This window comes from Clostridium sp. Marseille-P299 (assembly GCF_900078195.1).
GTDB lineage: Bacteria > Bacillota > Clostridia > Lachnospirales > Lachnospiraceae > Lachnoclostridium.
The window spans coordinates 834,763-847,954 of the sequence record NZ_FJVE01000006.1 but is presented as its reverse complement, the minus strand read 5'-3'; the positions used below and the strand labels follow the sequence as shown (position 1 = coordinate 847,954).

The following is a 13,192-nucleotide window of genomic DNA, read 5'->3' as shown; positions in this document are numbered from 1 at the left end:
TGCGTGGTGTTTCGTCTTTTTTAAATGATATGAAATAAAAGCATAAATTCCATATCCTATCAATTATTTCTTCTTATTTTATCTCATAATTTATATATCCGATATTGTTTCTATATTCTGCCCATATAACTTATCGTAAGATTTGGCATCATAAGAACACCATCTTTACTATATTTATGAAATAATTCAGTTAGAGCATCTATAAAATTCGTATAGTTTTTATCATCTGGGTGAATTGAAAATGAAGAGGATAAGTTACGACCGATAAATCCATCTAATGTAAATGGAGTCGGATGTTCAAATTCTCTATATTCGAATTCATCGTTATAAAATTCCTGAAGAATTTTTTGAAAACTTTCCTTATCATTAAAAATTCCATTACTAAAACCTTGAAAGGTGGGGCAATACGTTTTGCATATCTTAGCATTTTCCATAACTAGAGGGTCAGATAAAATTCTATTATTAAAAACCAACGATACATTTGCATTACTTTTTAAGATTCGTTTTGCCTCGGATTTAAATAAAGTTTTATCAAACCAATGGAAAGCTTGAGCTACAGTAATTAAGTCGATGCTATTTTTTGGTAAGTCAGTATGTTCTGCACTTGCATTATGTGAGATAAAGTTAGGATAATTATTTAAATTATGTTCAGCTGTTATTCTCATATTATCATTTGGTTCCACTGCATGTACTTGGAATCCTTTATCCAGTAACTGCTGTGTTAAGATGCCTGTTCCAGAGCCGATATCAGCAATAATACTTTTTAAATTTAATGAATTGGATTGAATAAGATAATTAATATAGGCCTTTGGATAATTTGGTCGATACATAGAATAAGCAGCAGCTTTGCCAGTAAATTTCTCTGTGTTTTTCATTAATATAAAGATACCTTTCTGTAACAAAGATTAATTATTAGAGAACTGAAAACTCATAACTAAAATAAATAGTAATAAAAGAACTGATGCAAAATAACAATACTTATTCATTAAATAAGTTATTTTACATCAGCCCCAATTTTTATTATTTAATTACAGTTTTACCGCCCATATATGGTTGTAATGCTACTGGAATATTAACAGAACCATCTGCATTTAAGTTATTTTCTAAGAATGCAATTAACATTCTAGGAGGTGCAACTACTGTATTGTTTAATGTATGAGCAAAGTATTTACCATCTTCACCAACAACACGAATCTTTAAACGACGAGCCTGAGCATCGCCTAAGTTAGAGCAGCTACCAACTTCGAAATACTTTTGTTGTCTTGGAGACCAAGCTTCTACGTCGATGGATTTTACTTTTAAGTCTGCAAGATCACCAGAACAACACTCTAAAGTTCTTACTGGAATATCAAGAGAACGGAATAAATCTACAGTATTTTGCCATAACTTATCAAACCACATCATGCTATCTTTTGGATTACATACAACAATCATTTCTTGCTTTTCAAATTGGTGGATACGGTAAACACCACGTTCTTCAATTCCGTGTGCACCTTTTTCTTTTCTAAAGCAAGGAGAATAGCTAGTTAAAGTTTGAGGAAGAGATGTCTCTGGTAAAATGGTATCGATGAATTTACCAATCATAGAATGCTCACTTGTACCAATTAAGTATAAATCTTCACCCTCGATTTTGTACATCATTGCATCCATTTCTGCGAAACTCATAACGCCAGTAACAACGTCGCTACGAATCATAAATGGAGGAATACAATAAGTAAATCCACGATCAATCATGAAATCTCTTGCATAAGAAATTACAGCGGAGTGCAATCTTGCGATGTCTCCCATTAAATAATAAAATCCGTTACCAGCAACTTTACGAGCACTTTCTAAATCAAGTCCATTGAATCTTTCCATAATTTCAGCATGGTATGGAATTTCAAAATCAGGAACCACTGGTTCACCATAGCGTTTGATTTCAACGTTTTCGCTGTCATCTTTACCAATAGGTACACTAGGGTCAATGATGTTTGGAATAACCATCATGATTTGTTTGATTTTTTCATCTAATTCAGATTCAATTGTTTCAAGTTCTTGTAAACGTTCGGAATTTTTTGTTACCTGTCTCTTTAATTCTTCCGCTTCTTCTTTTTGGCCTTTTGCCATTAATCCACCGATTTGCTTTGAAATTGCATTTCTATTAGCTCTTAAAGTATCAGCCTCTTGTTTTGCATTTCTTGCTTCAAGGTCTAGTGCGATTACTTGATCTACTAATTCCAGTTTGTGATCTTGAAATTTGTTTCTGATATTTTGCTTTACGATTTCAGGGTTTTCTCTTAAAAATTTGATATCTAACATTGTTCTCCTCCAATTTTAATTAATATCATGTTGTAAAGAAATTATGGCAACATTCTAGCTACAATCGTTATAACTATCTGTTATCTTATAATCTCATTAATGGTTGCTCACGTGTAAATGTTTATAAAATAAAAAAAGCCCTCCACCCCAAATATAACTATGGGACGAAAGGAATCCGTGTTGCCACCCAAATTGCTAGTTTCTTAAAAACCAGCCACTCGATTAAGTAAGATAGAGGTTACTAACCTTTGGCTCATCACCAACAGCTCCAAAAGTGGAAAGATTTATCCTTACACCGATTCACACCAAACATCGGCTCTCTGAAGTAATTTATAAATCGTAGCTTTTATCAACGCTGATATTACTATATTTTCACATATTATATCTTGTTTCCTATTATTTTGCAATATGTATTTTTATATTCATGAATATATTTTTAATTGATGAAAATCATTAAAAGTGTAAATAATATGCTAGGTTATCATAATTTGGGAAGATTAAAGTGTTAGAAGTAGCACTTTAAAATTGTTATTTCATTGAGTATAAAATGATATAAAAGACATACTTATATTAATAAAAGAAACATGAACTAATTAAATACTAGACTTTAAAAAGTACTTTATATAAAGGATATCGATGACTTTAGGAGGTTTTATTTTGGAAGATGATTCAATTCTATGGAAAATAATATTACAAGTTATATTAATTCTCTTAAATGCGATATTTGCATGTGCGGAAATAGCAATTATTTCAATGAATGATAATAAATTATCTAAATTAGCTTCCCAAGGCGATAAAAGAGCAATACGTTTAGCAACTTTGACAAGGCAACCAGCACGATTTTTAGCTACAATTCAGGTAGCCATAACCTTATCAGGATTTTTAGGGAGTGCCTTTGCTGCGGACAATTTTTCAGATCGCTTAGTAAATTTTTTAGTCGAAAGTGGAGTGAAGATTCCTGTTTCTACTCTAAATTCTATTTCTGTTGTATTTATAACATTAATATTATCTTATTTTACCCTAGTATTTGGAGAACTTGTACCAAAGCGTATTGCAATGAAAAAAGCTGAGACTCTGGCGCTTGCTATGTCGGCATTAATTACGTTTATTTCAAAATTGTTTGCACCCATTGTATGGTTTTTAACCGCTTCTACCAATACCTTATTACGATTACTAGGAATTGATCCAAATGAGGAAGATGAAGAAGTAACTGAGGAAGAGATTCGTATGATGGTAGACGCAGGTAGTGAAAAAGGTACGATTGATTATGTAGAAAAAGAAATGATTCAAAATATATTTGAGTTTGATGATTTAACCGTTGGTGAAATTTGTACTCATCGTACAGAAGTATCCTTATTATGGACGGATGAAAGTATTGAGCAATGGGAAAATACAATACACCAAAGTAGGCATTCTTTATATCCAGTGTGTAATGAAAGTGTAGATGATATTGTTGGAGTATTAAATGCGAAAGATTATTTTAGGTTGAATGAAAAAACTTACGATAGCATTATGGAGGCTGCTGTTAGACCAGCGTATTTTGTACCAGAAACAATCAAAGCAGATGTTTTGTTTCGAGCTATGAAAAAGAGTCGTAATTATTTTGCTGTTGTGCTAGATGAGTATGGGGGAATGAGTGGAATCGTAACTATGAATGATTTGGTCCAACAACTTGTTGGTGAAATAGATGATGAGGATATGATTGAGAGAGAACTAAAAATTGAGAATATTGACTCACAAACCTGGAATATCCTTGGAAATACTCCATTAGAAGAAGTTGAGGAGCAATTAAACGTCTCGCTTCCTACCGATGAATATGATACGTTTGGAGGATTTATATTTGGAACTTTAGGAACAATTCCAGACGATGGAAGTCAATTTGAGATTGAAGTAAATGGCTTAACTATAAAAGTAATTGAAGTGAAAGATCATAGAGTTGAAAAAGCAGTTGTATGCCTTACTAAGAACGATGTTATTAAGTAGTGGAGTAATCTTTGAATAGTTATTTGCATATGATGATAAATTCTAGACTTAGGGAATATACTGAACTAAGATTTTGTATTAGGATAACGTCTATGAATAGTGGTAAGGTTGGTAATGAGTTGAATTTGTCGTTGGAAACACCTGAAGTGCAGCGAGAACGTACCTTAGACTTGGGGGTAGGATTTAATGAAGCAACAAATGAATGGGAGCTGATTGTTAAATTTAATGGAGACTTAAGTAGGGTAGCCGATCAACTAGGTTTTACGTATGTTGAGCTTCTTAATGGATATGCGGTAATCGTAATAGCAGATAGTAAAGTAGATGAATTAGCTAGTTTTGAAGAAATTGAATATATTGAAAAACCAAAAGGAATATTTTTTGAAGTTTTGGAGGCAATTGAAGCCTCTTGTATCCCACAACTTCAGACACCAAGGTATGATTTGACTGGAAATGGTATCTTAATTGCTATCATTGATTCGGGAATCGATTATTCACATCCAGATTTTCGATTTCGGGATGGGAAGACAAGAATACTGTATCTTTGGGATCAAACCATAAATAGTACCGAGGAGGGCTTAGGTCCACCACCAGGTTTTGTTGCTGGTACTTTATATACAGAGGAACGTATTAATGAAGCATTACAAAATCCAAACAAAGCAAGACAATTAGAAATTGTACCAAGTACTGATTTATCCGGACATGGTACTCATGTAGCAGGTATAGCGGCGGGAAACGGAGCAGCTTCGGATGGTAGATATACAGGAGTAGCACCAAATAGTAGACTAATCGTAGTTAAGCTAGGAAGATCAATAGGGGAGTCCTTTCCATCCACGACACAGCTAATGACTGCAGTTGATTTTGTAATTAGAAAAGCAATTGAGTTAAGAATTCCTTTATCAATTAATGTAAGTTTCGGAAATAATTATGGATCTCATACGGGAAATTCAATCGTAGAAAAATATTTAAATGATGTATCAAACATATGGAAGATAAGTATTGTTGTTGGAACTGGAAATGAGGGAGCTGGTAGAACTCACACTTCTGGTGTATTACAAAATAATCAATCTCAAATTATAGAATTAGCAATTGGGGATGCAGAATCGTCAATCAGTGTTCAGATTTGGAAGAATTATTTCGATGTTTTTGATATTACTATTATTCCACCCAGTGGGAACCGAGTAGGACCTATACCAAGTATACTAGGAAAGCAACAATTTGTTGTTGATGATACTCAAATATTACTTTATTACGGAGTACCACAACCGATTGATCAAGATCAAGAAATTTTTATTGTGTTTCTACCACAAGGGTTGTTTATAGAAACTGGAATATGGAAGTTTGAGCTAACACCTAGAAACATTATTGTAGGTAATTATGATTTTTGGTTGCCTACTTCTTCTGTCATAGGTCCACAAACAGGATTTTTACGGCCTGTAGCTGAGTCAACCTTAACCATACCATCCTCTGCAAGAAATGTAATATCAGTTGGTGCATACAATTCGAATAATGATAGTGTGGCTTTCTTTTCTGGAAGAGGATACACCAGAGGATTCCCGACGCCAAAACCAGATTTAGTTGCTCCTGGGGTGGATATTATTTCTGCTGCACCAGGAGGAGGATATGCAAGTCGAACTGGCACCTCTATGGCGACTCCGTTTGTAACCGGGGCAGCTGCTATGTTAATGCAATGGGGAATTATTAATGGAAACGACCCATATTTGTATGGTGAAAAAATGAAAGCATATTTGATTAAAGGAGCTAGGAAGTTACCAGGGTTTACATCATGGCCAAATCAACAAGTTGGGTATGGAGCACTTTGTGTGTATAATAGCATTCCAAGATGATAATTGAATGACGTAAATAATATGAATAATAATTATGGGTTATTGATAACGAAATATGATTCTAATATTATTGAGCTCAGTTTAGCTAAAGATCTTAAAAAAGGAACATATACCCTGAAATGTTCAGAAGATGTTTGTTTAAAACCATTTGAATTCGTATATAAGTAATAATTTTTAGCAGGATGTTTTGGTGGAGTTATAAAAAATTTGCTTTATTTCTATTTTAAGAGTATAATAAGTATGTGTTTAATTCAAAACTCAATAATTTACGGTAGGTGAGGCTACCGTGGGGATATGATTCCGAATTAAGAAATTTGTGAATCAAGTTGTTATTTAACTAGGATTGCTACCGCACAATAGTGGAGACACTATGCGATGGTTAACAGGATATGTCGAAACCAAGGCGTAACCTAATGCAATTACAAGACAAAATTTGTCGAGCCCCACGAAGCTAAAGCTTGAACGATGCGATATTATGTAGAGAATTTATCTACAGTTATTTTGATGACTGTTTTAACTCTCTGCCATTGTTTTCAAGCTCCTAGCTGTAAAATAATGGTAGGGAGTTTTTTGTTTTTAAAATAAGTATTGGTACTGCTTAAATAACGATAAGATTCGCATTTATTTAAGTAGATTATAAGATTAAACACAATAATGATAGAAAAGAAAGAGGTGAGGAAAGTGGAAGAAGGCAGTAGTAGTAGTATAGAACCTGGAGGGCAATATAAATTAAGTTCTATTACGGAAAAATTAGATATTACAGACCGAATAGGCAGGGAAAATGTGATTGATACTACCAGTCTGTCCATTTTCCGAACCCAATTTAATATGAAAGTATATAGGTAAGTAGTATAAGCATTTGTTAATATCCTTTATACTATGTCCGCCAGGTTCTATGTCCATGATCGAATTAAAAAGAACGGAGGACTAGAACAATGGCAAAAAAAATTTATAAATCAACAAAAAATGTGGCAGAGCAAATAGCACGAGGTGAAGAAGTTAAAAAAAGATTAATTGGTAGTACAAAAATCAATCCAGAACAAGTGATGGCGCAATTAGCAACCAGTGAAAGAGGACTATCCAGGGAAGAGATTGAAGAAAGAAGAGAACAATATGGAAGCAATGAGGTTACGAAACAACAAAAGGTATCTCTTCCAAAGCGTCTTTTTGAAGCCTTTATCAATCCCTTTACAGGAATATTATTATTTCTTGCAGTTGTTTCATTAATTCTTGATGTTATTTTAGCAAAGCCAGGTGAAAAAAATCCAACGACTGTTATTATTATTACAGGAATGGTTTTAGTAAGTGGTTTTCTAAAGTTTATACAAGAAACGCGATCTGGCAATGCGGCAGAAGCTTTGTTAAAGCTAATTAACACTACATGCACAGTAGAGCGAAAAGATACAGGTACCACTGAAATATTACTTGATGAGGTTGTTGTTGGGGACATTGTCCATTTAGCAGCAGGGGATATGGTACCGGCTGATCTTAGAATCATAAAAGCAAAAGATTTATTTATTAGTCAAGCAGCATTGACTGGCGAAAGTGAGCAAGTAGAAAAAGTATCAAGTAGAGCTACAAAAGAAGAAGCGCTAACTAGTTATAATTGCCTTGCGTTTATGGGAAGTAATGTAATTAGTGGCTCTGCAACAGGTGTAGTTATTGCAACTGGCGATGATACTTTATTTGGTTCTATGGCAAGAGATATTGGAGGAGAGCCTGTTGAAACTAGCTTTCAAAAAGGAGTAAATTCTATTTCTTGGGTACTCATTCGTTTTATGCTAGTTATGGTTCCAGTAGTATTCTTTCTTACAGGATATACAAAAGGAAACTGGATTTCAGCGTTTACCTTTGCAATATCAATTGCAGTAGGTTTAACACCTGAAATGTTACCAATGATAGTTACGACATGTCTTGCCAAAGGTGCTGTTTCAATGTCAAAGAAGAAGACTGTAATCAAGAACTTAAATTCAATCCAAAACTTTGGAGCAATGGATATTCTTTGTACTGATAAGACAGGAACAATTACTCAAGATAAGGTAGTACTTGAATACCATCTAGACATTGAAGGAAATGAAGATAAAAGAGTACTTCGCCATGCCTATTTAAATAGTTATTTTCAAACTGGTTTAAAAAACTTAATTGATAAAGCGGTAATTGAAAAAACAGATGAAGAAGGTATTGAAGATAAAGTTCTTAGAGAACTAAAAAATAGTTATGAAAAAGTAGATGAAATACCATTTGATTTTAATCGCAGGAGAATGAGCGTTGTAGTAGCAGATAAGAACGGAAAGACTCAGATGGTTACAAAAGGTGCGGTTGAGGAAATGCTTCAATGCTGTTCTTTTGTAGAACTAAGAAATTCTGTAGTACCATTAACTATGGAAATGAAGGAAAAAGTATTAGACACGGTTAATAAATTAAATGATGATGGCTTACGTGTGATTGCAGTGGCTCAAAAAACGAATCCATCCCCTGTAGGTGCGTTTTCTGTTGCGGATGAATCCGATATGGTCTTAATTGGTTATCTAGCTTTACTTGATCCACCAAAAGAAACGACTGCCAAGGCAATCAAAGCTCTAAATGAGTATGGTGTTGGAGTTAAAATTCTAACAGGAGATAATGAAAGAGTTACCAGAAGTATCTGTAAGATGGTTGGACTACGTGTTGATAATTTATTATTGGGCTCAGATATTGAGAAAATGTCAGCAAAGCAATTAAAGAAGGCGGTTGAGGAAACAACTGTATTTGCTAAATTATCTCCTTCACAAAAAGCGGATATCGTAACTATTTTACGTGAAAATGGCCATACAGTAGGATTTATGGGTGATGGAATTAATGATGCAGCAGCAATGAAAGCAGCGGACGTTGGAATCTCTGTAGATACAGCGGTTGATATAGCGAAAGAATCTGCGGATGTAATTCTTCTTGAGAAGGATTTAATGGTACTTGAAGAAGGAATCATTGAAGGTAGAAAAACTTACGCAAATATGATTAAATATATTAAAATGACCGCTAGCTCCAACTTTGGAAATATGTTTTCAGTATTATTTGCAGCAGCATTTATTCCTTATGTGCCAATGGCACCAATTCACTTAATATTACTCAACCTAATCTATGATGTATCATGTACGGCGATACCTTGGGATAATGTAGATGAAGAGTTTATAAAAAAACCAAGGAACTGGGATGCTTCTAGCATTAGTAAATTTATGTTATGGATTGGTCCAACAAGCTCAATCTTTGATATAACAACGTATGCAATAAGTTATTTTATAATTTGTCCTAAATTTGTACCAGGGGCAAATGGTAGATTATTTCATCAGATTCCAGTTGGTGAGGCAGAGGTTAGAAGTATCTATATTATGATGGCTCAATCCATGTGGTTTATTGAATCTATGTGGACACAGACCTTAGTAATTCATATGATACGTACGAAAAAAATTCCATTTCTTAAAAGTAACGCTTCCTTCCAACTTACAACACTTACTTGTTTAGGAATAGCAATACTTACAGTTATACCATTTACAGCGTTTGGAGCAAATATTGGACTATACCCAGTACCAGGTGAATTCTTTATATGGTTAGCAATGACAGTTGTTGCTTATATGATATTAGTTACAATCGTAAAGAATATTTATGTTAAAAAGTATGGTGAGTTATTATAATAGAATCATATAAAATAAAAGAGGCTGTTGCGAAATAGAGATTATAAAACTCTATATTGCAACAGCCTTTTATACACTAGCTTTTTATGCAACGTCTGTTTTTGCAAGGCTATTTGTTCGTACATAAAATCATTATGTATGACTATATATTTAAAAGATGAATATGGGTGATGGTTTTTTGCTCTGCAAGTCCTTCAGCAACATCAACATAAGTCATACCTTTTGGTAGTTCTATTGTATAGTCATCAGTATAGGTTCTTACGTCTTGTTCCACTTGGACACTAAAATTAGAGTTGCGCACTCGAATATGATGTTCTTCAAAATATTTTTGAATAAATTCTTTTGTTTCCCTGTTGCAATAAACAATTTCGATACGTCTCATTGTTGGCATCATGGAGGCTGGTAAACTTTGAATCTTCTTTACCATAGTTAGAGCAAAGAAAATAATTACAATTCCAACCAAGGCTACGTGGTAATATCCCATACCAGTTGCAAGGCCTAAGGCAGCGGTAGACCAAAGTGAGGCAGCGGTTGTAAGGCCGTGGATGGAGTTTTTAGTGAAAACAATAGTACCAGCACCTAAGAAACCAATTCCACTAACAACCTGACAAATAAGACGAGCTGGATCGGAACGAATAATACCTGACAATTCAGGATATTCCATTCCTAATTTAAGAGAATCGAACATGATTTCCTGTTGAATTATTGCTATAATTGTGGCACCGACACAAACTAAAATATGTGTTCTAAGGCCAGCAGGACGGCTTTTAAACTCACGCTCCCAGCCTATAATACCGCCTAAAATCGTTGCAATTAACAAACGAATACATATATGTGATAGATCTAAATCTAAATTCATAAATATCCCCCTTTAATATCTAGTATAATAAAAGCTCTATTATAATATCTTTCAATATTAAGAATAGGGCTTTTTTCAAATATAATTATTCTTGTATCTTACCTTGATTTGCAACACTTTTCATTTTAGATTCAATTTCATCTACATTTCCAAGATAATATTTCTTGATTACGTGAAACTCATCATCGAATTCGTAAACCAAAGGAATTCCAGTAGGAATATTTACATCGATAATTTCCTCTTCAGAAAGAGAATCAAAGTATTTTACAAGTGATCTAAGGGAGTTACCATGAGCAGCAATAATAACTCGCTTACCATCGAGCATATCCTTTTTTATGACAGATTCAAAATATGGAATAACTCTAGCAACGGTATCTTTTAAACTTTCGCTAAGAGGAAGTAATTCCTTGTTTTCTGCACGGTATTGCTCTTGATTCTGAGGATTACGTTCATCTTCTATATCTAAGGCAGGTGGATTCACGTCATAAGAGCGACGCCAGATTTTTACTTGATCTTCTCCATACTTCATAGCAGTCTCAGCTTTATTTAATCCTTGTAGCGCACCATAATGGCGTTCATTTAATCTCCAATTTTTTATAACTGGTATCCATTCTAGATCCATTTGTTCTAATACATGATTTAGTGTATGTATGGCGCGTTTAAGATAAGAAGTATAGCATATATCAAACTCATAGCCCTCTTTCTTTAATAGTTTACCAGCATTGATTGCTTCTTCATGACCTCTTTGCGTTAAATCAACATCGATCCATCCCGTAAATAGGTTTAAATGATTCCATTCGCTTTCTCCATGTCTTATTAATACAAGTTTCATAGTTTTACCGTCATATCGTAAGATTACCTGCGATACCCTTTCCTTATTAGTTAACCAAGCATATTAAAACTATTTAAAAGTATAAACCAGATTTATAAGCTTAGAATATGTTTTCTATCTCTATTATATCACTTCATTTTAAAATGGGAACACTAGCTAGTAAATTTCATTGCAGGACTGAGATAGAGGCCAAAAGTACTTGTGCATGTATGCAAAAGATTATATAATGAATAAAACTAGAAGAACTCTATTGGTATCCCATAAAATAAGTTTTAAAAATGATAAACAAAGTAGGTTGAAAAGGACATTTTAACCTACTTAAGCTGCCTGTGTCAGTTTGGATGTTATGGTGAAAAAAGCATTTTAATAGCAAAAGACAGAAGATATTTTTTTCACATGAAATGGGCTGCTGAAAGGTGGCATGGAGGTTATTATGAAAAAAGAATTAAAACACCTTTGTATTGTAGGGTGTGTTGTATTAACACTTACTGGTTGTAGTTTGCAGCCAGCGAATCGAAACTATAAAAAAGCGGTTTCTGCTTACGATAATGGAGAATATGAAGAAGCAGAAACTTATTTTAAAAAAGCAATTGAAGGAAATGAGGACAAGGCGGAATATTATATTGATTACGGATTTAATTTGATTCAAATGGGTAGATATGAAGAAGCCTTACAGCAATTTGATCGAGTAATTATGGACAATGATATCACCATGGTGAAAGAAAATAATAAAAAAGCATATCGTGGTAAGGGCATTGCTTATTTAAAGATGAATCAATACACAGAAGCACTTGAAGCTTTTGATCTAGCACTTGAAATTACAGAATTAAAGAGTTTAGATGAGGATCTTTTATTTTATAAAGGACAAACTTTAGAATATGAGGGACAATATGAAAAAGGCATAGAGATTTATACTGAACTCATAGAAAAGAATGATAAGGACGCATCACTTTATAGTGCAAGAGCGAACTTATATAGAAAAATGGGTGAATATGATGCTAGCCTTGCAGATTATGAAAAAGCTCTTAGTTATGAAAAATCTAATTTTGATCTTTATTTTGGTAAGTTCTCTGTTTTAAAGGAATTAGGTAAAAACGAAGAAGCAAGTAGTACATTAGAGGAAGCAGCGAATATTACTGTAAATTCAGAGAAGGATAAATTTAACTTAGCAAAGGTACATTTTTACCAAGAGAATTATGAGGTTGCAAAATCAGAGTTTCAAACTGCGATTTCCGATGGATTTACAGAAGCTAATTATTTTTTAGGTGAAATTAGTTTGGCTGAAAAAAACTATAAAGAGGCTCTTACGTATTACGATGCTTATGAAAGTGCCGGAAACACCTTATCGGCAATGTATTATAATCAGCGATTGGTTTGTTATTTAAATTTAGAGGATTATACTAACGCAGCAAAAGCTTTAAAACAAGCAAAAACATATTCAACCGCTTCAATTGCGCAGCAATTATTACGTAATGAAATTGTTCTACTTGAAAAAACAGGAGATTTTACAAATGCGCTTAATAAAATGGAAGCGTATATGAAAGAATATACAGTAGATGAAGAAACTAAAAAAGATTATGAGTTTTTAAAGACTAGAGCGACTACGCAAAGTGAGGATTCTAGCGATAAAAACTCTGATACTAGTGAAACAAAAGAAAATGAAAATACAACCGTTGAAAAGCCGTAAGTGAAAATTATAAAAATAAAG

At 33.5% G+C, this 13,192-nt stretch carries 9 protein-coding genes and 1 riboswitch; of the genes, 5 read left to right on the top strand and 4 right to left on the bottom strand.

The features are described 5' to 3' along the window. Positions 1 to 110: 110 nt before the first annotated feature. Positions 111 to 875: a class I SAM-dependent methyltransferase gene (locus BN4220_RS07670; protein WP_066715296.1), complete on the bottom strand. Its 765-nt coding sequence runs from the start codon at positions 873 to 875 to the stop codon at positions 111 to 113. Between the two features lie 145 nt (positions 876 to 1,020). Continuing rightward, a complete protein-coding gene (gene serS / locus BN4220_RS07665) occupies positions 1,021 to 2,298 on the bottom strand; it encodes a serine--tRNA ligase (RefSeq protein WP_066715295.1) in 1,278 nt (425 codons plus the stop codon). A gap of 657 nt (positions 2,299 to 2,955) precedes the next feature. On the opposite strand from serS, the gene BN4220_RS07660 reads away from it, so the two are divergent. From BN4220_RS07660 to mgtA, 4 genes are all read left to right on the top strand, one after another. Continuing rightward, a complete protein-coding gene (locus BN4220_RS07660) occupies positions 2,956 to 4,281 on the top strand; it encodes a hemolysin family protein (protein WP_066715294.1) in 1,326 nt (441 codons plus the stop codon). A 92-nt stretch (positions 4,282 to 4,373) separates the two neighbouring features. Further along, entirely contained in the window at positions 4,374 to 6,125 is a 1,752-nt protein-coding gene (locus BN4220_RS07655; RefSeq protein WP_066715293.1) for a S8 family peptidase, read from the top strand. 260 nt (positions 6,126 to 6,385) lie between these two features. After that, a riboswitch (M-box (ykoK) riboswitch) is annotated at positions 6,386 to 6,602 on the top strand. Positions 6,603 to 6,806: 204 nt separating this feature from the next. Further along, positions 6,807 to 6,971 carry a hypothetical protein gene (locus BN4220_RS20250; protein WP_197467905.1) on the top strand — a complete coding sequence of 55 codons (165 nt, stop codon included), beginning with the start codon at positions 6,807 to 6,809 and terminating at the stop codon, positions 6,969 to 6,971. Between the two features lie 89 nt (positions 6,972 to 7,060). Continuing rightward, the gene (gene mgtA / locus BN4220_RS07650) at positions 7,061 to 9,793 is read left to right on the top strand and encodes a magnesium-translocating P-type ATPase (RefSeq protein ID WP_066715292.1); all 2,733 of its coding nucleotides are present in this window, start codon (positions 7,061 to 7,063) and stop codon (positions 9,791 to 9,793) included. Between the two features lie 142 nt (positions 9,794 to 9,935). On the opposite strand, the gene BN4220_RS07645 is transcribed toward mgtA, so the two are convergent. Both BN4220_RS07645 and gpmA read right to left on the bottom strand, forming a co-directional pair. Beyond that, positions 9,936 to 10,652: an MgtC/SapB family protein gene (locus BN4220_RS07645; protein WP_066715291.1), complete on the bottom strand. Its 717-nt coding sequence runs from the start codon at positions 10,650 to 10,652 to the stop codon at positions 9,936 to 9,938. Between the two features lie 85 nt (positions 10,653 to 10,737). Beyond that, the gene (gpmA, locus tag BN4220_RS07640) at positions 10,738 to 11,484 is read right to left on the bottom strand and encodes a 2,3-diphosphoglycerate-dependent phosphoglycerate mutase (RefSeq protein WP_066715290.1); all 747 of its coding nucleotides are present in this window, start codon (positions 11,482 to 11,484) and stop codon (positions 10,738 to 10,740) included. Between the two features lie 433 nt (positions 11,485 to 11,917). Between gpmA and BN4220_RS07635 the strand changes: the two genes are divergently transcribed. Continuing rightward, positions 11,918 to 13,171 (top strand): tetratricopeptide repeat protein, encoded by a 1,254-nt coding sequence (locus BN4220_RS07635; RefSeq protein WP_066715289.1) that lies wholly within the window; start codon positions 11,918 to 11,920, stop codon positions 13,169 to 13,171. The last annotated feature ends 21 nt before the right edge of the window (positions 13,172 to 13,192 follow it).

Bases quoted from the DNA above. Each gene is read 5' to 3' on its own strand.
- BN4220_RS07670 (WP_066715296.1), bottom strand. From the start codon at position 875: ATGAAAAACACAGAGAAATTTACTGGCAAAGCTGCTGCTTATTCTATG.
- serS (WP_066715295.1), bottom strand. From the start codon at position 2,298: ATGTTAGATATCAAATTTTTAAGAGAAAACCCTGAAATCGTAAAGCAA.
- BN4220_RS07655 (WP_066715293.1), top strand. From the start codon at position 4,374: ATGAATAGTGGTAAGGTTGGTAATGAGTTGAATTTGTCGTTGGAAACA.
- mgtA (WP_066715292.1), top strand. From the start codon at position 7,061: ATGGCAAAAAAAATTTATAAATCAACAAAAAATGTGGCAGAGCAAATA.
- BN4220_RS07645 (WP_066715291.1), bottom strand. From the start codon at position 10,652: ATGAATTTAGATTTAGATCTATCACATATATGTATTCGTTTGTTAATT.
- gpmA (WP_066715290.1), bottom strand. From the start codon at position 11,484: ATGAAACTTGTATTAATAAGACATGGAGAAAGCGAATGGAATCATTTA.
- BN4220_RS07635 (WP_066715289.1), top strand. From the start codon at position 11,918: ATGAAAAAAGAATTAAAACACCTTTGTATTGTAGGGTGTGTTGTATTA.